Annotated in this window: 22 protein-coding genes; 13 read left to right on the forward strand and 9 right to left on the reverse strand. The window is 36.7% G+C overall.

What is annotated here, in order from left to right; genetic code table 11:
• Positions 1-214: hypothetical protein (locus A3GQ_RS25240; protein ID WP_037465808.1), on the reverse strand; the 214-nt coding region annotated here is incomplete at its 3' end.
• Entirely contained in the window at positions 204-1,079 is an 876-nt protein-coding gene (locus A3GQ_RS25245) for a ParA family protein (protein ID WP_051272211.1), read from the reverse strand. The genes A3GQ_RS25240 and A3GQ_RS25245, both read right to left, overlap by 11 nt.
• A 362-nt stretch (positions 1,080-1,441) precedes the next feature.
• Between A3GQ_RS25245 and A3GQ_RS0121110 the strand changes: the two genes are divergently transcribed.
• From A3GQ_RS0121110 to A3GQ_RS0121155, 10 genes are all read left to right on the forward strand, one after another.
• Complete coding sequence (locus A3GQ_RS0121110) at positions 1,442-2,275, forward strand: conjugal transfer protein (protein ID WP_028778716.1); 834 nt, start codon at positions 1,442-1,444, stop codon at positions 2,273-2,275.
• A complete protein-coding gene (locus A3GQ_RS0121115) occupies positions 2,276-2,548 on the forward strand; it encodes a hypothetical protein (protein ID WP_028778717.1) in 273 nt (90 codons plus the stop codon).
• A gap of 7 nt (positions 2,549-2,555) precedes the next feature.
• The gene (locus A3GQ_RS0121120; RefSeq protein WP_028778718.1) at positions 2,556-2,939 is read left to right on the forward strand and encodes a hypothetical protein; all 384 of its coding nucleotides are present in this window, start codon (positions 2,556-2,558) and stop codon (positions 2,937-2,939) included.
• Positions 2,940-2,953: 14 nt separating this feature from the next.
• Entirely contained in the window at positions 2,954-5,470 is a 2,517-nt protein-coding gene (locus A3GQ_RS0121125) for an ATP-binding protein (RefSeq protein ID WP_028778719.1), read from the forward strand.
• Positions 5,467-5,994, forward strand: a complete 528-nt coding sequence (locus A3GQ_RS0121130; RefSeq protein WP_028778720.1) for a hypothetical protein — start codon at positions 5,467-5,469, stop codon at positions 5,992-5,994. Before A3GQ_RS0121125 ends, A3GQ_RS0121130 begins: the two co-directional genes overlap by 4 nt.
• Positions 5,964-8,111 (forward strand): hypothetical protein, encoded by a 2,148-nt coding sequence (locus A3GQ_RS0121135; protein WP_028778721.1) that lies wholly within the window; start codon positions 5,964-5,966, stop codon positions 8,109-8,111. The genes A3GQ_RS0121130 and A3GQ_RS0121135 overlap by 31 nt, the downstream gene beginning before the upstream one ends.
• A gap of 103 nt (positions 8,112-8,214) precedes the next feature.
• Positions 8,215-8,790: a hypothetical protein gene (locus A3GQ_RS27785; protein ID WP_169818320.1), complete on the forward strand. Its 576-nt coding sequence runs from the start codon at positions 8,215-8,217 to the stop codon at positions 8,788-8,790.
• Positions 8,771-9,937 (forward strand): peptidoglycan DD-metalloendopeptidase family protein, encoded by a 1,167-nt coding sequence (locus tag A3GQ_RS25900; RefSeq protein ID WP_169818321.1) that lies wholly within the window; start codon positions 8,771-8,773, stop codon positions 9,935-9,937. Before A3GQ_RS27785 ends, A3GQ_RS25900 begins: the two co-directional genes overlap by 20 nt.
• Positions 9,938-9,954: 17 nt before the next feature.
• Positions 9,955-12,534 carry a type IV secretory system conjugative DNA transfer family protein gene (locus A3GQ_RS0121150; RefSeq protein ID WP_156877874.1) on the forward strand — a complete coding sequence of 860 codons (2,580 nt, stop codon included), beginning with the start codon at positions 9,955-9,957 and terminating at the stop codon, positions 12,532-12,534.
• 38 nt (positions 12,535-12,572) lie between these two features.
• Entirely contained in the window at positions 12,573-13,499 is a 927-nt protein-coding gene (locus A3GQ_RS0121155) for a replication-relaxation family protein (protein WP_028778725.1), read from the forward strand.
• A 516-nt stretch (positions 13,500-14,015) separates the two neighbouring features.
• Here the strand turns inward: A3GQ_RS0121155 and A3GQ_RS0121160 are convergent.
• The 3 genes from A3GQ_RS0121160 to A3GQ_RS0121170 form a co-directional block, all read right to left on the reverse strand.
• On the reverse strand, positions 14,016-14,234 hold the full coding sequence (locus tag A3GQ_RS0121160; RefSeq protein ID WP_028778726.1) for a helix-turn-helix domain-containing protein: 219 nt from the start codon (positions 14,232-14,234) through the stop codon (positions 14,016-14,018).
• A gap of 254 nt (positions 14,235-14,488) precedes the next feature.
• Complete coding sequence (locus A3GQ_RS0121165) at positions 14,489-15,742, reverse strand: DUF3560 domain-containing protein (RefSeq protein ID WP_028778727.1); 1,254 nt, start codon at positions 15,740-15,742, stop codon at positions 14,489-14,491.
• A gap of 141 nt (positions 15,743-15,883) precedes the next feature.
• Complete coding sequence (locus A3GQ_RS0121170; protein WP_028778728.1) at positions 15,884-16,258, reverse strand: DUF3846 domain-containing protein; 375 nt, start codon at positions 16,256-16,258, stop codon at positions 15,884-15,886.
• A 255-nt stretch (positions 16,259-16,513) separates the two neighbouring features.
• Between A3GQ_RS0121170 and A3GQ_RS0121175 the strand changes: the two genes are divergently transcribed.
• The 3 genes from A3GQ_RS0121175 (at position 16,514) to A3GQ_RS0121185 (ending at position 18,013) form a co-directional block, all read left to right on the forward strand.
• Complete coding sequence (locus tag A3GQ_RS0121175) at positions 16,514-16,996, forward strand: AAA family ATPase (protein WP_028778729.1); 483 nt, start codon at positions 16,514-16,516, stop codon at positions 16,994-16,996.
• Positions 16,997-17,039: 43 nt separating this feature from the next.
• Positions 17,040-17,354, forward strand: a complete 315-nt coding sequence (locus A3GQ_RS0121180) for a hypothetical protein (protein WP_028778730.1) — start codon at positions 17,040-17,042, stop codon at positions 17,352-17,354.
• Positions 17,355-17,653: 299 nt separating this feature from the next.
• Positions 17,654-18,013: a hypothetical protein gene (locus A3GQ_RS0121185; RefSeq protein WP_028778731.1), complete on the forward strand. Its 360-nt coding sequence runs from the start codon at positions 17,654-17,656 to the stop codon at positions 18,011-18,013.
• Positions 18,014-18,134: 121 nt separating this feature from the next.
• On the opposite strand, the gene A3GQ_RS0121190 is transcribed toward A3GQ_RS0121185, so the two are convergent.
• The 4 genes from A3GQ_RS0121190 to A3GQ_RS25905 all read right to left on the reverse strand — a co-directional run bounded on the left by A3GQ_RS0121190 (position 18,135) and on the right by A3GQ_RS25905 (position 21,610).
• Positions 18,135-18,878 (reverse strand): homing endonuclease associated repeat-containing protein, encoded by a 744-nt coding sequence (locus A3GQ_RS0121190; RefSeq protein WP_028778732.1) that lies wholly within the window; start codon positions 18,876-18,878, stop codon positions 18,135-18,137.
• A 176-nt stretch (positions 18,879-19,054) separates the two neighbouring features.
• Positions 19,055-19,906 (reverse strand): ATP-dependent DNA ligase, encoded by an 852-nt coding sequence (locus A3GQ_RS0121195; protein ID WP_028778733.1) that lies wholly within the window; start codon positions 19,904-19,906, stop codon positions 19,055-19,057.
• Between the two features lie 88 nt (positions 19,907-19,994).
• Positions 19,995-20,498, reverse strand: a complete 504-nt coding sequence (locus A3GQ_RS0121200; protein WP_028778734.1) for an SMI1/KNR4 family protein — start codon at positions 20,496-20,498, stop codon at positions 19,995-19,997.
• A gap of 77 nt (positions 20,499-20,575) precedes the next feature.
• A complete protein-coding gene (locus A3GQ_RS25905; RefSeq protein WP_028778735.1) occupies positions 20,576-21,610 on the reverse strand; it encodes an HNH endonuclease in 1,035 nt (344 codons plus the stop codon).
• Positions 21,611-21,697: the final 87 nt, after the last annotated feature.

Consider the following 21,697-nt stretch of genomic DNA (forward strand, 5'->3'; position numbering starts at 1 on the left):
CAACACTGTCTTGAATGCTGTGTAAGATACTGTTTTCCGTACTGTCCTGAGTACTGTGTAAAGCGCTGTTTTCTGTGCTGTTAGCTGTGCTGTGTTGTTTAGTAGTTGGTTCTGGTTCTTTTTTTTCTTCTTTATTAGGAGATGGAAATAGAGCACTATGTACTTTTTTCTTTCTACGTTTAGTATTCTTTATTTCATCTTTTTTACTCGTCACGGGCAGTCATCTCCTCGGTAATTTCAAAGAATTGATTGTTTTTTATTCTTTCTAGAAGTTCATTAGCTACTAATTTGTATAAATCTAATGCATTGTCCAATTCTTTGTTGTCAGGATCAAGCCCGTAAATCGGTAGTCTTGCAATAGATGCTTTATGTTTAATGGTGGTTTTTAAAACTAGATCAGAATACTTTTCATTAATAAGTTCTAAGTAAGCGTTTGCATCAGATCTCCTCTTATCAAGCATTGTTGACAAAATTCCGTATAATTTTAAATCTGGGTTAGGACCTTCTTGACAATCCCTGATAGTTTCTAAAAAACGTCTTACAGCAGAAAAACAAAATTCATGAGTTTGATAGATTACCACTGTTCCAGTCGAAGCGATCAAAGCATTAGCAGTAAATTCTGAAAGCATGGGTGGGGTATCGATAAAAATTAGATCATAGTGATCCTTGACTGTTTCTAGTGTTTTTTTCAATACTGTTCCAGCTTCTGGACTGATAATGATATCTCCATCCTCATCAAACATGACATTACCATCTTCATCTTTTTGATAGTATCGAGAGAATGCACGACGTGGGAAAATACCTAGGTTATCATCTGCGGGGATTAAATGGAGATTATCCGATATTTTAAGTACATAAGGACGAGCGTCTAAAATCTCCATAGCTTCTAGTATTGTTTGATTTTCAAATTCTTCTGTGTCACTACCTGTTAGTAACTCAGTTTGATTACCTTGTGGATCGAAATCAACCACTAATACTTTTAAACCCAGTAATTCGGAAAATATATATGCAAGTGCTCCATTGTTTGTTGATTTTCCGGTTCCACCTTTTTGTATAGATAGTGTTAGAATATCAGCCATGTTGTTTATCTCCTTTTCCTAGAACCATAGATACCACAAATTTATCACTTCGTAGAAATAAGGCAAGACAAAATAAAAAAACCTAACCATGAGTGTGAGCAGTTAGGAAAATCGGAAGGTAATTATATGATTTTATGTTTCTATTAATAGAGAGAGTTTCCTCTTTCTTTTGTATTTTAACTAACCAAAATCACTATAAAACTATTTATTTTATTACGTATTTATTGATAATAGTTATGAACATTACATGTCTTTCTATTCTAAAATACAAAAATATATTGAATTAGATTAAAATATTGATAGATTAACTCCATAATTTTACGCTATGGATATCCCAATACTATTTAGGAGAAAGCTGAAAAATGGATCGATATGTAATCACTGCTAAAGCACGAAGAATAGTAATTGTGATACTTTGTTTTGCTGCTTTGGCATGGGGAGTACGTCAAGTTGCCCTTACCGTGAAAGTTTGGACAACAGCCCCTGAAACCAAAAAAGAGGTAGTCAATTTAGCGCCCGTTGTCCCAGATGGTGCAAAAACTGTGGGAAATAAGTTTTTGCTCTATTGGTTTGCTGGTAAGTCAGATAATATGGACGATAAAATTACGGTACTAAAAGGATATTCCACTCAACGAGTTCAAACGGATTTGGATGAAAATTCAACTATAATTCCGATGGGCGATTCCAAATTTTTAAGCATTGACCGTTGGGATGAAAAGTGGTTGGAGGCAGGAAAAAAGGCTTATGTTGGGTACCAAGTACAATTTAAAGATGGTCGTACATTTATCATCCAGCTTCCTATTGTAAAATCAGGTGCTACTTGGTTAGTTGATGGATTACCATCCCTTCTACCTGATCCTGAAGTAGAAACTCAGAGTATTCTGGAATCCCCTTCTGTACCAGATAGTGAAATGCAGCTGGTACAGCAAGCAGTAGATGGATTTTTTGATAGCTGGTTAGTGGGACGAAAAGATCAAAATACGAAATATCAAAATGTTACACCAACGGATGTATTGGGATTGATTGGTGGTACCTATAAGGATGTATCCGTAAAGCCACTAAAAAATTATCCATTGATTGTAAGTGCTATTATCACCATTGATGCCAAAGGACAGATTTTACCTTTTGAATACCAACTAGAGTTGGAAAAAAAGGATGGACAATATGTAGTGAAAAAGGTGTTAGGGGGAAAATAGATGACATACTTGGCTGTTTTTATGGCAGAGAAAATTGATGTATTTAAATGGTTTACGAATATTGGTTATCAAATTCTTGGTGTACTCACCGTATTTATCCTAGTGGTTATTGGGATAAAAGGGATGGGGTTGCTGCATAAAATGGCTCTCCCTGCTTTATTAACTCTTATAGTGGGTGCTATTATCTTGGTACTATTCACAAGCGGATCAGCATCCAAAGACCTAATCGAACAACTTGCACAATCTATTTTAGATTATGCAAAAGGGAATTAGGATTACGATGAGAGACTCCCAAGACCCAATTGTTTTAGAAATGTATACCGAAGTTACAAGGTTAAAGCAAGTAATTCGCCAAATCGAAGGAAAAGAAATTCCGCTTCCTATTCCCATCACTCTAGTAAGTGTGATGGTAGCAATCGTTTGGGAATTTATCGCTTTCAAGTGGATTTCATTTGGAGATCCCATACATAAATACGGAACCATTCCGTTTTTACTTATTGTCTTGATATCTTATTTTGATCCTGACAACATCAGTCCGCTAGGTTGGGTTTATATCCGAGTGCGAAGATGGATTCGTCCCTTTCGAAGGGTGATCAATCGTGGTGTACCACAAAAAGGATTTGTTCGAGAATACCAACAACAAACCTATATTTATTGGAAATAAAGTGGGGGAAGTACATGGCTATTTATATGCCAACGGAAATACGAGGAAACATAGCTATCATACAAGGTGTACCTTGGGCATTTGGTCGTTTCCACACTTTTTCATATGATGGATTGTCAGTGGAGGAAAAGCTACAAAAAATCCGAGAGGCCCAAAGTATATTCAAAGATGTAATTGTACCGGATTTGACAGGTAGTATATGGCTCGTTCAAAAAGAACAAAGCTGGAGTACGGAACTGGAGAACGTTACGGAAACGAGTCCAACGGAAAATCAAAAAGAGTTGGCTCAATTGACCGATTCTTGGCTAGAAACAATCCAACAAGAAGGAGCACAATCCCAGTACGAGTTTATCTTTGCGATAGAGCTTCCTGTCGGAGATGCCTTCAAACAAACGGTCTTATCTCGGTATAATCCATTTTCATCTGATTCTGTCCAAAGATGGTTGCGAAAAATAATTAGTACTTCTTTAGATGATCAAAACATGGAGCGTTTCCAGCGGGTTTTTCGGGAACAAACCGCGAATATATCCGTTTCTGAATTGACTACAGTAGAAATCATGGATTTTTATCAAAAACATAACTACAGGGGACTCAAACGACCTATACTAGCACATCAAGAATACCCTGAAAATCTTAACTTTCTTATGCCAAATCCTGTTGAAGATCATGGGAAATACATACGAATTGATCACACAGAAGGAGAACGTTACTTAACGTTTATTACTGTTGCCTTGTATCCTTCTCAAATTGCAACTCCTGGGTACGATCTACTCTATGATTTGCAGAGTCAAGGACTACCTGTAGAAGTGCAGCTATGGTGGAGACAGAAAAGTTTCAAGGACGCAAAGGCATTTGCAGAACGGAAGAAAAAAGCAGCATCCGCAAACAGTCAGCATGTCGGAGAAGTACAATCCATCACGCTTATGGATGAGAAAACAGAAGCGAAAGCGGAATTTTTTGAAGAAGAGATTCATTCGAAATCATCTCCTCTCAATAAAGTTCATTTGGTATTTTGTCTCACCGCAGAATATGGGGAAGAAGAACTAGAGTACTATGTAAAAATCTTAGAGGGATACCTTGAAAAAAAAGGGATTACTCCCCATCGTTCTACATCAGATCAAGGGGCCTACTATGATGCTTGGGTTCCTCAAGCCAAATGGTCTCCAATCGGATTTGAATTTTCGATGTTACCCGATCGAACAGGAGCAATCGCTATTCCGGGGGCTTCAGATCAGTTAGGAGATCCGACAGGTCTTCCCAAAGGTATGTTGCTTACCAATGGCTCTATCGTTCGTCTTAACTTTAGTTGGGGAGCACGTGTAGATTCCACCAGTAACATTGTGATTGTAGGACAAGCGGGGTCAGGAAAAACCCACCTTGCAGATGATCTTGTTCGTGACACCCTTCTCACTACCCATTCACGAGGGATTTACGTGGATGTAAAAGGAGAACATGATCAATGGCATAACGCCCCTGGATTAGAGGGGAAAGTCCAGTACAAGTTTCTGGATGGATACGATAATCCGGGTATTTTAGACCCTTTCTCGCTGATTCAGCATATGGATGATGAGGAATTACGAGAAAACGATCAAGAAAAACAACGGTTAGCAAGAGCAAGAGAAATCGCATACGACATGATATTGCAAATTCTAGATATCTCCAATGATCAACAGTCATTTGCCAGAAGAAACGATATTTTGCAGGCATTGGATGCGGTTTCGAAAATAAATGATCCTTCCATGTCTAAAGTAATAGACATGCTTAAAAAATCTTCCCGTGAAGAAGCACGAGAAATGGGATTTTATTTAGAAAGAGTAAAGGAACTTCCACTTGGTAAATTGATTTTTGGAGAAGCCAAGGAAGAAAACAGACTACAGTTTCCCAAAACAGGACTCATCATTTTAGGGATTAAAAATATTACCCTACCGGAAGATGGGAAATCTTCTGTTAGCCACTCAGAACGGCTTTCCGAGTCCTGTATGATTGGAATATCCGTAATGGTGGAGCAATTCCTTATTGAAGGGAAGCAAAAAGGAGTATTTAGTTTTTTCGTTGGGGATGAAGGACATTTCTACATGAGAAGTAATGCAGGAAAATATCAAATTGAACGAAATTTCCGCTTGGGACGATCTGCTTTTTGTGGAAACATCATTTGTACCCAAAATCCCGATGATATACCAGAATCGCTTCTAAATCATGTAAGTGTATACATCTGTTTAGGTACCAAAACCGATCAGCAGACAACAAAAGCAATGCAAGCTCTTGGAGTAAGCTTAGAAAACGAAGAAGTATTTCAGGAGTTAAAGCGGTTAGGTATCGAACAAAGCCTACAATCACTAAGAGGAAAATTAGGTGAAAGACAGTTTTCCATTGGGTATGTTCGGGATTTAGCTCAACGAGTGGGCTTGGTGAAATTTATCACCCCACAAAAACATGTGCGGGAATTCCTAAAAACCCGTCCCGATTTACTAGAAACGCATACCAATCAGGATGATGATTCTTCTTCAGAGAGAGGAGTGATCCATGTATGACCAAAAAAGCGTTGGTTTTAGGGACTCTATCCGTTCTTTTTTCGACAACGCTGGTAGGATGTACATCCAATTTAGATTCAAGTCCTCCGACTGATGTAAAAGAGGTTACAAAGGTTAAACCAGAGGCTATTCCACTTGAAGTTTGGGAACAGAAAGCAATCGCTTTCGTGGAAGCTGCTTCAATCCATAAAGATGAAACGAAAGCAAGTCGATTGTGGAAGTCAGAGTCAAATGATTTAACAAGTACGATAGAGCTTTATACTGTTAAAGCAGGAAAGGTAAAAGTAGCTTCCCATAGGAACGGTGCAGATTCTTGGTTGGTGTATCTATTTGTACCTTACCCACAATCAGAAAATGGTAGTGTTCTTGAAGTAAGTTTAGGACAAAAAGATCAGAATATTTACGTTTACGATTATGCATATGAAGTTGATTCTATTTATTCAAGTTTTGAAGAATTACAAACCAGTAGGTATTGGGAAGAAGAGGGAAGACGGTGGGAATGGAAAGACGCAGAACTACATTAATATTGCTATTCATCAGTTGTCTATTGGTTGGTTGTTTCTTCCCAAACAAGCTATATGCAGAACAAAGTGATGCTGATCTGTATCCCAGTGGCAGCATTGAATCCCCTTTGTACTCCAAATACGAAAAAGAATACTATCAATTAGATCAGTATTCTCCTGAAGATTCTTCTTGGAGCGATATCCCTATGATTGGGATTGTGCAGTTTTTGAATTACTTGCTGGGTTTAGGATGGAAGCTCTATCTTTTTTTAGTTGAGTTAGCCATTCGTATGGTGAATTGGGTATTCGATCCAACCATGTTAGATAAATTATTTGATCTTTTATCCAATCTCATGCCTAATATCATCAACAACGTTTGGAAACCTTTGTGGTTTTTGGTTGCTGTACTTGGGATTGCAGGTGCAGTTTTGATTTGGTCGAAAGGTGACACCAATCGATCCTTTCTGTCTATTGGTACGATCGTCTTACTTGTTGCATTTGTTCCAGCTATGCTTGTATATATGCCGACTGTGTTGAGTAAAACGAATGCAGTTGTGACACAAATGGGAGCAGAAATCATGAAAAACATGATTTCTACTGAAATTAAAAAGGTTGAACTGCAAATAAAAGACCTTCAAAAAGAAGAGTTAGAAAAAAAGGCAACATCTAAATCGGAAACCGGAACAGGAAATCAAGCAACAAAAAAAACTGCTCGCTATTTTGATCCTTGGAATAACCAAGTACTAGCAGGGATTCATGCTATTGACGATTCGATCTGGAAAAGCTTAGTGGTGCAGCCCTATTGGATCGCTAATTTCGGGAGTGTTCAGTTAGGACAAGCCAAATGGATGTCTTTACTAGACACGAAAGATAATCAGGAAAAAAGAAAAGAATGGCTGAAAATCAATGGGAAAATTCAATCAAATGGAACAACTGATTCCAATGAATACAAAATCTTTACAATAGATGGTTTTGGAGAACGGTTTTACAAAACTAGTGTAGTAGTTTTGCTAACATTCATTCCTTTAGTTGTAATTATGAGTGTTGCAATTATTGTTCTCATATGGAAAGCAAGAGCCATTGGTAGAACTGTTTTCTTAGTTTTTGACTATCTCATGGCACTCTATCCAGGATACGGAATTAGTGCTGCGATCCAAGCAACGGTAAGGGTGCTAACTTCTTTTCTCATGGTTTTCTTTTATACTGTAGCACTAGCTTGTTTTCTTGCGCTTTGGACGAAAATTCAAGATCCAACCGTTTTCAAAGGAGCCACATTTGGGGATCGAATACTCCTTATCCTTATTCTTTTATTTGGATTGTGGGCTGGTGTTCAAGGTGTTCAAAGACGAATCAGTAACATTCCTGGATTATTTGGTGGGTCTACACAAGCAGGAGAGAGTCAAAACGACTTAGGCATTATGCGTCGTATGGTTACTATGAGTGCGATCAAAGGAACAAGTAATTTGGTTGGAAAGCCTGTTGGAAAAATGTGGGGTGTTACCAAAAAATATGCTCTCAAAAAACCTGCTACATTTGTCGGACAACAAATTGGAAAACAAGCTCGTAAAGGGATCACAAAGGCAGGTCAGTATGTTGGAAATATTGATGCTGTGCATATAGCAAAAGGAAAATTAAATTTTCTAAATCCCAAAGCCCAAACATTAACAGCAAATCTTTCTAAAAATGCTTCCGATACGTATCAAAAGATGGTCAAGAAACGGTATAAACCCACAAATGAGGAATCTCGAAAGAAATTTATCAAACAACATCCAGATTTAGAATCACATGTACATGAGATAGAAGATTGGATACCAAAATCAGATAAAAACTACTATGCAGTTCATGAAAACCCCATTTTAGATGGAAGTATGATTCCGCCAAGACCTCCCCGACCAGATACTCCTGAGTATCTAATCTGGAGTTCTACTCCTAAGTTTCAAGAACATTGGGATATGTGGACAAGTGCGGAGAGAGAAGTAAGACAAAAACGAAATAGTTTGTATCAAGAACAAAAGAAAAAATATGACAAAAGTATTTTTCGTCGTCTATTTACCCAACGTCCCATCAAACAAAAAATTGATGACCGTGAGTGTTTACGAAAATATCGCAAATTGATAGAGGAAAAAAAAGAGAGGTGACAGGGAGGATTTTATATCCTCCTTTCGCTTTATGAACATACCAAAACAAAAAAAAGACAAAAAAAGGATATGGCTAGACATACGAGATAGTTTCCTTATTCAGTTGAAACAAGAAATAAATAAAAATGTAACGAAAAAAAATATTCTTATCTTCCTATTTATACTAATCGTATCTCTATCTTTTTTTATTGGGGGATTACTAGGCGATTCAGATAAGAATCCTTCCTCATCATCGATAAAGGATGATCCCTTCTACCAATCTAAGAAACAAACCACTGTTAAACTGAGCTATGCAAAGAAGCAAGAGCTGGCTAAAAAACAAACAGAGCGTTTTGTGAAAGAATATTTCACGTATGATACTCGGAAAATGGATCGATCTACTCGAATACAACCAATGGTAGAATCTGCTTTCTATCAAGAAGAAAAAGAAGCAGACATACACATACGTCCTACCTTTGAGATAGTTACTGTTGCTTTTCGAAAGATGGAAAACGTATATATACAACCATTAAATGAAGGATTTCTATGGACAGCAACTTTATTCATGGAAGTTTCCAATGGGAATGGCCAAAAATCGATTCAGAAAAACAATGTTTCGATTGTCCTCCAATCCTCTATCGACGATCCGACCAAATGGCTGGTTTCGGAGGTTATACTTTATGCTGAAGAGGATAGCTAATTATTTAAAAGGGAAAATAGCTTCATTGATGGTAAAACAAGCCATTATCGCCACTGCAAAAAAGAGCCTTCCGTTTTTGATTGGTTCCATTTTTCCGATTGGATTTCTTGTTATCTTAATCATTCTCATAGCAGGCTGCCTTCTGTCTATCATTCAAGTAGCAAAAGAGAAAGCTACTGCTATGCCCACTATGGATGTAAATTGGATTATATCTGCTGATGGAAAAACCATGATTCCGGCGCAATACCTGCCCATTTATCAGAAGCTTGGTAAGGAATATGGAGTTCCATGGAATCTTTTAGCTGCTATTCATAATGTAGAAACCTCATTTGGTCGTAATTTAAATACAAGTAGTGCGGGTGCAGTTGGTCATGTACAGTTCATGCCTTGCAACTGGTTAGGATGGGATTATTACAAGGATAAATGTGATAGGTTAGGTGATTTCTTGCCCAGTGTACATATTGATTTGACTAATCCAAAAAACTTTCATAATGGACAAGCAGTGGATTATAACAAAGATGGAAAGATGGATCCGAATAATATTCTAGATTCTGTAGCAGCAGCCGCAAAAAGATTAGCGAATGATAAAAAAAGAACAGGTAAAGATTGGTTTGATCGTGGTGGCCCTGTTTGGAAATATAATCCTTCCGACAAATATGTAACGAAAGTCGAAAAATACTTTACTTTATTCGCTTCACAGAGGCAGACAGCAAGTCCGTTATCTGGTCAATATGGAGGTTCAATTACATCTTCCTCTTTTTCTATGCCTGCCAAAGGAAGATACACTGGTCGTTTTGGGGAAAACCGTGGGGATCATATTCATGCAGGAATAGATATTGCAGCTCCAATCGGTACACCCATGTATGCAGTAGCAGATGGAATAGTCACAAGAAGTAAAACCAATCCAGGTGGATTCGGATACTATGTGGTTATCAATCATGGGAGTATAGGTGGTAAGTCAGTAGAAACTTGGTATGGTCATATGTATCCCAATACAGTACTCGTAAAACTAAGAATGCGCGTGTCCAGAGGACAGAAAATTGCAGAGGTTGGGAATAATGGTCGCAGTTCTGGGCCGCATTTGCATTTTGAAGTTCATGTAAATGGTAAAGCAGTAGAACCGTTAAATTGGATTCCGAAACGATGATTTGGGAGAGAGAAGAAATGAAAAAGCAATCCGAAGAGGAAAGGAATTTAGCTCAAGCACAAGCAATTGGACAAGTACTTATGTATGTAATTCCATTGGGTATCTTGTATTTCTTTATACGAAATATAGATAGAAGCGTTTTGATATGGGGTCTTGTGACGATAGTAGGGACAGTCGTTACCCTATACATAGGAATCAAGTTGTTGATCCTCTGGTTTTATCGAAGGAGAGCAGAAAAAGATGTACGCTATATCCGAGTTCTTCCTTCTGCTGAAACAACTTTTAATCCTACGAAAATCATGCAATTAGTTCGTACTTTTGGTGGGATGAGTAGAAGAGGGAAAGAAAAATGGTTGAAGGGGCAACCTTGGTACCGTATTCGATTTGATTTTCCCGAAGAGAGTAACGAGATTGGTATTTATCTTGGGTTTCCACAGGATAAAACAAGTGGGATACAAGATATCATTCGGAATATCTATCCACATTGTGAAATTCATCCTATACCACATGATAAGTTTCCTCAACCTTGTTTAGAGGGAATAGGAGGTCATTTCTCATTTCGACGAGGCAGAAGAAAAGGACTTCCTATGACTTCCCTTAAAGAGCAAAAAGAAAGTCCTCTCGGGGATATACTGGCTTGTCTTCGACCAGGTACCATGATAGATGTTCAATTCTCACCAGAAGGATGGGGAATGTTGGATGAGCGATCTGAAGAAGTATTGGAAGGTCTAAAAGAGAAAAAGGTACATGATTTAACTCCAGATGAGAAAGCAAAAAGAACTAGCTTAGCGAAGCGATTAACAGGCCGAGAAGAAGTGTTTCGGGTGCGTATGTCCCTTTGGTCCGATAACCAATATGCTGTTCCAACTATGCGTTCTACTGCTGTAGCCATTGAAACTGCATTGAAGCACGATGGAGCAGTCCGATTCTATCGTTGGAGAAATCCATGGTATCGGCATCCGCTTCGAGATAAAAACCCAATACCAGTTCCTTTTCCGACTACTAAAATGATTTGGACGGACGACGAATTAGCAAATTTATTTCATTTACCACCTAATAACCATCCTATCTATCAAAAAAATAACAGTACAGAGAAAAATGAACGTGGTTATATCCCTCATCTTCCTACTAATCATCGTACATTGGATAAACGAGAGCTAAATGAAGGTGCTTTTCTTGGAATCCAAGATCATCCTCTGTATCAACGTGACATCAGAATTGATTTTGAGCAATTAACCAAGCATTTTTTGGTTACTGGTGCCCCCGGGATGGGAAAATCTAGTTTGATCATTGACATGATGGATAGCATGATTCGAGATTGGATACAAGATCCCAACCATCCAGGTATTACAATCATTGATCCTAGTCAAGAGACAATAGCCGTTATACAAAACCGATTAGCATATATGGAGTTAAAACAAGGGTTAAAGATACCAAAAGATCGGATAAAATACTTTGATTTAACCAATAAAGCCAATCAACATCCAGGGTTAAATATACTACATGTCCCAAAAGGAGTGGATATACAGACAGCAGCGGATAATGCAGCAGATGTCATTTTGTATACTGCAAATAGTGATAACTTAACGGAAGCAAAACGTATCTTAAAAAACTGCATTCAAGCTCTAATCTTAGACAAAGAGGAACATTCCATCTTAGCTATACCTGAGTTTTTAAGAAATCCTGCTTTCCGAAAAACAGTGATTAAAAGGATAAAAGGAAAAGACCCTTATGTTTATCGTGAGATTAGAGGATGGGGAGATGATCCGATTGATAATGATGCCATTTTAAACCGAATTGATCCCTTGTTACGAAATATCACCATGCGACGTATGTATGGGCAGAAAGAATGGACATTTGATATTTCCACCTATATGAACAAAGGATATCTTGTCTTTATTGATACGTTGGGCTTAAGCCAAGAAGGAATAAAAGTAACGGTAGGTAACTTGGTCAATCAATATCATATGACAGCTAAAAGCCGTACCAAAGGTTCCAAGTATCACTTTATGTTGATAGATGAATCTCATTTGGTTCAGATTCCAATCATTGCAAAAATCATTGCCGAGGATAGAAAGTTCAACTTTGGTATAGGTTTGGTTACTCAAATGATCGATCAAATCACAAACAAAGAACTTTTGACTGCTCTAAATTTAATGGGAACTATCATAACCTGTGCTCAGACTGGTGTTGGTGCAAGTAAGATTGAAACTATGACGGAACATCATTTTAAAAGAGATTTTATTACACAACTGCATGAAAGATATGCTGCTGTATTTACAAGAATCAAAGTAGATGGAGAAAGTCAGGTTATGAGTTGCATGGTTCGCAATAATCCACCAACTGTCTATTTACCCAGTGGACGAGAGGCAAATTATCGAAATCATGAAAAAGGAATAGCAGAGCGATATGGATTGCGTTGGGCGAAGATATTGATGGAAGATTCATCAGAGGTAAAGAGAAAAGAAGAAATAGATAAGCTTCTACAGTCCTATCTAGACTACATAGACCGAATCGGGGAGCCAGGTCCTCAAGATCCAGATGACGATGATGATAGAGATGATAAACCAAGCAAATCCGCTAGAGTTATTTATTAAATGCAATAGAATAGAAAAATACCTAAGGAGGAAATTTTATGATTTTCCAATGGATTTCTCATCCAGCATTGAGACCATATGAAAGGCTTATGATGGTTTTGTTTGAAATGGGAATGGTAACCCTAGAGGATCTCTCAGTCGTAATGGGGTACACGGAAAAAAGGGTTTTTAAAATATATCAGCAGGTTCAAAATACACTAGCAAAAGATAAAGTAGATAAGTTAAAACATGAGCTAACAGCTATTGAGGTAGATTCTAGTCTCAATGATGAACAAAAAGTATCACAATCAAAAGAAATTAAGAAAAAAATCAAAAAGGAAAAAAGTCGATGGACAAAATCAAGTCGTCAAATAACAGAAAATCGAGGAAGTACTAGCCGTGTTTATTCTTTAGGCCCTAAAGGTGTTGAGTATTGTTTAGGGATCATGAATGAAAGAGGTTCATGGGATATTAAAGACGGACAAATGTATCATTATATTGGTGTAAATGGGATATTAACACGACTAATCAATCACTACGGTCGTGATAATTTCAATTGGTACTTTTCTAGGGAAGCAACTGATATCATTATCAGAACTTGGGAAATCATAAGAAAGAATGAGTGGTCTAAAGATCCCAAACTTGCAGTGAAAGAAAAACGGGAGATAATTCGACCAGATGGTTTATTAGTTATGGACAACCAGATGTACTGGATGGAATTCGACAATGATACGGAGCGATCCAAACAAATTATCCAAAAATATAGAGAGTATCGGAATACTATTGTTCCAAAGTATGCGGAAAACTTAAACGCACCTGTTCTTTGGGTAACAAAAACTGAGCGAAGGCGAGACAGTTTGGCGAATAACTGGGAAATGGTAAAAGAGGAATATTATAGTGATGCGAAGGTACAACAGATGTATTTTTTTGTAGAAGGAGAGGAAACTGAATGGTTAGAAAAGAGACATTCAACTGCAAGAACCTAAATGGAATGTTAATAGATAATTAATAGGTTATTAATGAGCAATCAATATATTCTTAATGAGAAATTAATAGGTAATTAATCTAATATAAAATAGCTAAAACCCTTGATTTTAAATGGGTTTTAGCTATCTATACGACAAGAGGCTTGTTTACGCTTATATTCACTCTTATTTTACACCTACTATAACACAATCTAGCCACCATACTGTTCATACGCTCTTGAATCAACCGATCCCTCCTGCTTCGTCCTGTTCGCCTCCTTCCCCCACGTGGGGCGTTTGGTTCTTCTGTTGAGTTTTTCCAATTTCTCACATATGCCAATCAAACTAAGAAAAATGAATATCTCAAAATGAAAAAAGCCGCTCAAAGTGGCTTTTTTCTGTTTATTTCTTGAATCGACACTGACAGCAACGCTGCCTGTTTAATTTTTATTTATCTCTCATCAACCATATTACACGATATACGATTACGTATCATCAAGGATAAAATAAAAATTCCCTCTATTTTTTTAAGAAAATTTAAGCGTCATCCGGGTGCTTCACTATCTCGAACAGGTCTTCTATATTTAAAGACAAGGCGTACGCAATCGAAAATAGATGGTTCGTGTCGTGATTTTTGCGGGTATCGAATCTCGAAATGCTCCCCTGTGGCACTCCAGAGAGAGCTTCCAGTTCCCTTTGTGTCATATTTCGCATTTTTAGAATTTCATTAAGACGTGGTTTTGCTTGAATGATCAATATTCCCCTCTCCTTTCCTTTTAATACGTTATCGTATCAAGTATAAAAGGTATATCTGATCTTGGCAACTGCTTATGTCATGCAAATAATCTTTTTCTTCTTATGGGCTCAGTGACAAGGTCGCTGCTCTAGTCCGTCAGATAGATTCCATTATATGGTTACGTTACCCCTCAGTCGCCGGATGCTGGTTTACCCCTAAGAAAAAGACGGAGCAACGGACCTCTTTGGATAAAGAAAAAACTACCCGAAGGTAGTTAAATAGCGTTATATTCATTTACAAGTTCTATTCCAATCTGCTTTGCGTAATCGCTTCTATGTCTTTGCCATGCTTTACCGTTCTTGTAGGAGAAACGGAAGCCTTTAGAACCTAATTTTTTGCGAAATTCTTTAGGTGGAATATCAGGAAAGAAGATTTGCAAGCGGTTAAGCTCCACATTATCTACTATGGTAACATCATCTAGTTCAATTTCTGTTGTTGTATCTTGAGCTTGTTTTTTAAGCCTTTCTAGTCGCTTCTCTGTTGCTCTGATATTCTGGTTGCTACTAGGCAAATTGAAGGGGATAAAGCTGTATGAGAACTTAAAAGCCTTTTTCCATTGCTTTATTTTCACTTTGAGCTCATCAGAGCAATTTATTTTATCAATATCACCTTTGTATGTGCGGTACTCCTTATTTATGCGTTTCATCAATTCATGATTTTCTTTTAGGTCTTGCAGTTTCTTTTCTAGCTTAAAAATTGCGTCTTCATCATCCGAATAGATGATATATTCTTTATTGATTTCTATTGCTTCAGCTTTAGCTTCATAATACTCCGCTTTATTACTAGCATCTACAGCTTTGCCCATATCATTATGGGCCTTTTCAAAAAGTTTCCTATGTCTTTTTTCTGAATGATGACCTACTTTGATAGGTTCGCCTTGCATATTAACCAATGTTTGATTTGCAGGTGAGTTCCAGAGAGCATTGGACAATTTGCGGTTCTTTTCAGCTAACGCTCTATATCTTTCAATTCTTTCTTGTTGGCGTTGCTGGAATCCAGAAGGCTCTTTTATTTCTGTAACTTCTTTTACTTCTTGGACCTCTTCAACGTTTTTAACTTCTTTTGTTTCTTGTACTACTTTTTTCTTTTTTGTTTTTGGTTTGTCTGTTTGTACTACCTGAGCTTGATATTTAGATTTGTATAGTTCATTAGCGATTCTGTTAAAGTGGGGGTATCTGTTGTAATGCTCTAGATTTTCAGGCATAAGGGCCTCAATTTCTTCTTTGATATCTTCAGGATATTCGTTATTGCAGAAGATAAAGAGATTACCACCGCCAAGAATTTCACCAGTAACTGCATCACGTCTTACACTGCTATATTTACCTACAATGCTTTCGACATGCTTAACAGTGGGGAATCCTACCCATTTAATACGTACACTGGTTACATCGCTTCTAACGCTGAACTTTATATTAAATGCTTTCTTGAGTTCTTTTCTAATTATTACTGCTGTTTCTTTTCCATTCATATATAACAGCTCCTTTGATGGTGGTTATTGGGTACATTCTTAAACTATCATTTTGTGTTGATAATGTCAACACGATTGACGTTTATCCATAAAAAAAAAGAGGGGGTATCCCTCTTTTACAACTCCGATTTTTTTAACCTGTTAATTTGAAATTACTCCAAAGTAAATATAATCATCAGGGTCTATTTGATCATTTTCCTCTCTCGTTACTGAATAATACTTAATAGATAAGTAGAATTTCAGTACCTCTATTTCCTTATCCGTTAGACTTATATATTCATCACTTAAAGAATCATATTTAACAAAGATGGCATTTCCAAAGATACAATCGCTGTAAGGTCTTTCCATTAAATTAGTGGGAAGCTCATCTAGTTTTCCTTCTTCATTTATTATCATTTCGTAATTTCTCCATATTGGTACATATTCAGCGATTCCACCCACTATAGTAGAGAAATCCTCTTGTTTAATCTCAGTTACTTGGTAATCTTCAAATGGTTTTTTGATGATAACTTTCATTCCTTATCAACTCCTATTGTGTTGTTATTGGGTACATTTCTATAGTAACATTTTGTATTGAATATATCAATACAAAATGTTTTGTTTTCATCTTTATCTATCACTTATCCAAGGCCTTTCCTACTATAAACAAAACAAGTTGAAGTATATTAACTCAGAAAATTTATAAAAATACATTTTATGTGTTGACAATATCAGTACATAATGTTATTATATTAATAAGCAAGACGAACCAAACAACAAAGGGGTTTTACAATGACAACAACACTCAACAACAACATCAAAGAAGCAGTTTTCCTAGTCGGTCCGCCAGCCGCTGGAAAAAGTACCACTCGCTTCGAGCTTTACCCAAACTACCTAGTAATTGATCCAGATGAACTGAAAAAGGAGCTTCCCGGATACGATCCTAAGAATCCTAGTAAGGTACATCTACAATCCAAGATTTTAAGCAGAAAACTTTTTGAAGAATATCTTTCCTCCGATCAATCATTTGTATATGACACTACTGGAGGAAACGAGGAAAGAATGATAAAAGAAATAAGAGAGGCAAGAGAAAAAGGTTTTAAAATCATTCTTCTTCAAGTCACTTGCTCCTTAGAGGTTTGTTTAGAAAGAAACCGCCTACGTGAACGGACAGTACCGGATGAGGTAGTAGAATCCATATGGTACGAGGTTCAGGAAACATCTGAAAACCTTATCCCTCACGCAGATGAACATATAAAAGTTGACAACTCCTAACGGGGTTGTCAACTTCAAATAAAAAAAGAAAGGAATTTGTATCATGTATCAACTAAATTTTTCTGGAAAACCGATTTCTGGAACACATGAAATTGTTTTGAATGGTGACTGTCTTACTCAGGAGGATATTGTTTTAGAGGTAGCCCGAGCAGTAGACGAAGTACGAGAAAATATCCTGGATGCCAAACGAAATGGAGAACGAGTGGTTTTGATTCTTCCTGATAATGGAGTCATGGCAATTGGGATATTTCAAGCTGTGAGAGGGTTGTTGGGTAATCGTGTTCCTTTTGTCCGTGGGTGGAATACAGAAGAAATCGATACAGAGAACATTCGCGAGGCTTTTCGTGACTCTTTGTAAGAAAATAATTCAAATCATTTGTATTCGAGACAAAGGACATCACGAAGGGGTACATCCAAAAAATCCTACACTAAGACATTCTACGATGGCAATTTCTAGGGAAAATGGGTTGCTTTTCATTCTCCACATGGTCCGAAATTCTTAATTTCCATCATAGAAGTGTAGTTCTGCAACAAGATGGTTGGATGTGTCTCTTTATGCTGATTTGTGGTAAAATAGCTATGTTGTTGAGTGTAAAGGCGGAACACCTGGCGGAGTTCTGCCTTTTTATTATAAATAAAAGTAGGGAGTCATCAAAAATGGAACAAAAATATATAAATTTTCGGATCTCAGATGAGATGAAATCGGAATTAAACGAAGTTTTCGATTCCGAAGGGATAGATTGGACTTCCCTTTCAAAAGCTAAAATATATGATTTTGTTTTATCTGTTGAATCCAACAAAGAACCTCAACTGGAAGACCCTTCATATTTGGATGTTGACAAAAACAATAAAAACAAACAATTACAAATATTGTTATCTGGTACACTTAAGGATCGATTTGATAATGCAATTAAAAAATTCAATGAGGAAAACAGCACAAAAATAAACAAGACTTTGGTAGTGTTGCCGTACTTGTTATCTTTGATGAAGTTATCACAAGAAAAGCAAGTTAAATGATATCAACGTTTTCTGCTTTATGATTTTTGAAACATAATTTCTTTGTGGTTAATGGTAGTAACCCTGTCACTATCACTCATTGGATTATGAAACCTAACGAGTAACAAGGTCTATCTATATTTTAATAATCTTGTATCTTTCTAAGTGCTTTACTCCAAGAGCCAAAACGATAACTATAAATCGAAACGCTTGGTAAATTAAATTCTTTCTGCATTTGTTTGTATTTAACTATTGTTAGTCTGTCTTTTATGACATTTTTAGCAAAGGCAAGTGAATCTAATAGATCCTTATCTGTATATTTCCTATAAGCTGCTTTATTGGATTCCAAACCTGCTTTTTCAATTGCTTTATTCCACGAATTAAATCTCATGATGTAAACATCAACAGGGGGAACATCAGGTAATGACTTTAAAACTTTCATAGTTAAAACAGATGAGTCTTTCGCAATGGTTCTAAGAATATGTAAAAGTTCATCATTTGATAAATCCCCCCATTTTCTATCTCGTTTTGTTGCGATTCCAGCTTTTTTTAGTGCATTATTCCAAGATCCAAAACGCACCATATACGTTCCGTAACTGGGAAAGTCGTGCAGCTTTTTATAGGAATTGATAGAAAATACATATCCTTTATCTTCAATGATCTTTTTACCTTTTAATAGTGCATTAATTAAATCTTGATCTGTATATTTTTTTGAGGAAGATCTTTTTAACTGTGCTATTTCAATCGCTTTTGCCCATGACCCAAATCGGGCTACGATAGCAGATGTTTGTTTTAGCTCTTTTTTTTTGGGTGTTCGTCCTAATTCCTTTGCTTTTTTCTGAATAATTGTTATGAGATCATCATTGGTGTATTTTGGCTTATTCAACTTTGTTTATTACCTCTCGTTTCTTATTTCCTATTGAAGCATAAGATCTATATTGTTAAATCTTTATTCTTGACTAAATTTTGAATATCTCGGTAAGGGGTACGGAACCGATTCGAAGATTGAGGGGCCACTCTGGAAAATACTTCAGGCATAAAAAATACCACTACAGAGAGTGGTTAAATACAATACTTATGGAAACTCGGAATGCGTAAGTATCCATTCTTAGTCATTCCTCTTGATTTCACTTCAATTTTTAATTGGGGATCCAGATAAATCACTTTGTCATCTTCTCTTATTTTCAGAAGATGTATCAAACCCCACAACGCTTTTCTTTCTTTTTTGGGAAAAGGAAATTCAATAACACCCGCTGATCCTCCATTAGGAAAATCAATTAAAACACCAGGTTCACCTTTTTTTATTCCTGTAATCAAAACCTCGTCATACTGATAATTGATTACCTTTTTCCAATCCCACGAACGTTTTCCTATTTGATAGCTAGAAGCTTTTCTTTTTATGACAATTCCTTCTAAATCTTGATGTGTCACTAAATGAAATAGATCATCTGAATAAGAACCCTCCGACCATCTCATGAGAGATAAGTGGCTGTTCTCCATTACGATCTTATTAAGTAGCTCTTTTCGTTCTAATAAAGGGAGATGACCAACATCCTCACCTTTATATTTTATGATATCGAAAGCAATATATTGAATCGGCAACTCATCAGACAGATTTGCTATTTTCTTTGAGTTGGATGTTTGAAATCGCCTTGATATTGATTCAAAACAAGGTCTCCCTTGCTGATCTGTTACACAAATTTCTCCATCTAAGATGGTTTCATCAGGTATTTCAGTGCTTAGAAGTTCTGGGAATTGGTTATTACATCTAGTATTGTGACGCGTGTATAAGTTCACCTTTCCACCGACTGTTGACAATAAAAGCCGGATTCCATCAATTTTCAGCTCACAAATATAGTTATTGCTGCTGATCGGTTGATCTATCTTCTGAAGCAACATAGGAGCTACATACATTATCATCACCTTTCAAAAGTCTAGCACTACCGATCTATGATGTATTTAGGAGGTTGATTCCAATTAAAAAAACCACTCACACGAGTGGTTAACTTACTTTGTGGTCCCAAAATTTCTTTCCTTGAGCAAGGATAAATTGATCTAACCAAGTCACAAAGTTCATGCAGAGATTTTTTGCATCTTCCACAATACTAGACTCCCACCACAATAAATAATCTTGTTCTCCCTGATTAGCTTTCTTTCCATCAATCATTAAATAGCCACCATCTTGATATCCGATGGGATACCATGACTCCATAAATAATCCTAAGTTCTTTTGCTTATGGATGCTAGATAGTCCATATAATTCAAACTGTCCACCATACCAAGGTTGAAAAAGAGTAGCACCATTATGTATTTGTAAAAACGCTTTGTAGTCTTCTGGTAATTGTAATTCGGTTGAATGGATAAACGCTTCGGTTTCTGTTTCAGATGCGGGCTTATCAAACTGAAACTCCATTTCAATATCTACACCATTTCGGTCTTGAATCGATAATTTATTATTTATCAACTGCTTTTTTAATTCATCAAGTGTTTCATGAACCAGTTTCATAATGGCTCTCCTTTTTAAAAAAGCATATCCGCATCTTAAATAAAACCTAAGTGCAGATATGCTTATTATATTAACTCCTAGTAGTTGGTCCACCATGGAGTGACATTCTGTTGGTGAAACTCTCTTTTTAAGGGAATCAAGTTGTTGAAATCGTTTGTTCCTCCATATTCTTTTGGAATGATGTGGTGGATATCATAATCACTCCAATTGAAATTTGGGTTTTGCTTCTTTGGATCTCCATACGTTTCAATATACTTTGCAATATATTCTCCTCTTAAAATATTATCCCATGGCACTCTTTGATCAGCTGGAACTTGTTGCATTAAAGTCGTTTCTGGTGTAAACATGTTTTTATCTGAATAAGGATCTTTATACAGAATTTGATAGGTGAAATCACCACCATGGCATTGATCAGGGTATCTTGTATTTTCTGGATCGTAGTATTTACAAGGGTATTCGAATGCCTTCTTATTGGCTAAAAGTGGGCCCCATGTTTCTCTCTCACGATCGTGATTTGTGACAAAAGTCACTTCGACATCCGTGGTTACTTGATAAAACTTGGTATTATTCACCTCTGTTATTGTGAACTCTCTGTCCCCTTCACTATACTCAAACCAATTCCAATCCACTTGTATATTCGAAAAGTCTTCATTAAATGGTCCATGCTTATTAGTAGATGTATTTACATCTACTTCTGCTTTTATGTTCAATGGTCCAATTGGGCCATCTACATCCGCAACTTCAAACAGGGTATAAACAGCACCTTTTCCTGGATAACCACCATTTTTCCGTTCTGGAGGCAGAAAAATAATCCCGTGAGCTAGTGTAACGCCTTCAAATTTTATTCCTTTTGCAGTCTTCTTTGTTTCTTGAATCGTTACTTTCTTACTTTTTTTGTCTACTACTACATAATCAAGATCTACATTGACTGTCATTCCGTCAATATGATATTTTCCTTCTTTTCCTTGTGAAACAGCCTTATCAAAAGCAGCAGAGACTTCCTTACTTATTTGCTTCGATTCAGCATTTGTTAAAGCAAAAGCCTTAGAAATTCCTAATGGAGTAACAAACAGTGAGAAAATCAATAACAAACTACAGAGCTTTTTACCCATGAGAACCCCCATCTGTTTTATTTTCACACTATTTCATTTTATCAAAAACCAGTTGCTGGTTTGACAATTATTTTCAAATAAATATCA

Origin of the sequence: Shimazuella kribbensis DSM 45090, assembly GCF_000428065.1 — a bacterium.
In the GTDB taxonomy this organism is placed as follows: Bacteria; Bacillota; Bacilli; order Thermoactinomycetales; family Thermoactinomycetaceae; genus Shimazuella; species Shimazuella kribbensis.

Coding starts and splice junctions, on each gene's coding strand:
- A3GQ_RS25245 (WP_051272211.1), bottom strand. CDS start 1,079: ATGGCTGATATTCTAACACTATCTATACAAAAAGGTGGAACCGGAAAA.
- A3GQ_RS0121110 (WP_028778716.1), top strand. CDS start 1,442: ATGGATCGATATGTAATCACTGCTAAAGCACGAAGAATAGTAATTGTG.
- A3GQ_RS0121115 (WP_028778717.1), top strand. CDS start 2,276: ATGACATACTTGGCTGTTTTTATGGCAGAGAAAATTGATGTATTTAAA.
- A3GQ_RS0121120 (WP_028778718.1), top strand. CDS start 2,556: ATGAGAGACTCCCAAGACCCAATTGTTTTAGAAATGTATACCGAAGTT.
- A3GQ_RS0121125 (WP_028778719.1), top strand. CDS start 2,954: ATGGCTATTTATATGCCAACGGAAATACGAGGAAACATAGCTATCATA.
- A3GQ_RS0121130 (WP_028778720.1), top strand. CDS start 5,467: ATGACCAAAAAAGCGTTGGTTTTAGGGACTCTATCCGTTCTTTTTTCG.
- A3GQ_RS25900 (WP_169818321.1), top strand. CDS start 8,771: ATGCTGAAGAGGATAGCTAATTATTTAAAAGGGAAAATAGCTTCATTG.
- A3GQ_RS0121150 (WP_156877874.1), top strand. CDS start 9,955: ATGAAAAAGCAATCCGAAGAGGAAAGGAATTTAGCTCAAGCACAAGCA.
- A3GQ_RS0121155 (WP_028778725.1), top strand. CDS start 12,573: ATGATTTTCCAATGGATTTCTCATCCAGCATTGAGACCATATGAAAGG.
- A3GQ_RS0121165 (WP_028778727.1), bottom strand. CDS start 15,742: ATGAATGGAAAAGAAACAGCAGTAATAATTAGAAAAGAACTCAAGAAA.
- A3GQ_RS0121170 (WP_028778728.1), bottom strand. CDS start 16,258: ATGAAAGTTATCATCAAAAAACCATTTGAAGATTACCAAGTAACTGAG.
- A3GQ_RS0121175 (WP_028778729.1), top strand. CDS start 16,514: ATGACAACAACACTCAACAACAACATCAAAGAAGCAGTTTTCCTAGTC.
- A3GQ_RS0121180 (WP_028778730.1), top strand. CDS start 17,040: ATGTATCAACTAAATTTTTCTGGAAAACCGATTTCTGGAACACATGAA.
- A3GQ_RS0121185 (WP_028778731.1), top strand. CDS start 17,654: ATGGAACAAAAATATATAAATTTTCGGATCTCAGATGAGATGAAATCG.
- A3GQ_RS0121195 (WP_028778733.1), bottom strand. CDS start 19,906: ATGTATGTAGCTCCTATGTTGCTTCAGAAGATAGATCAACCGATCAGC.
- A3GQ_RS0121200 (WP_028778734.1), bottom strand. CDS start 20,498: ATGAAACTGGTTCATGAAACACTTGATGAATTAAAAAAGCAGTTGATA.
- A3GQ_RS25905 (WP_028778735.1), bottom strand. CDS start 21,610: ATGGGTAAAAAGCTCTGTAGTTTGTTATTGATTTTCTCACTGTTTGTT.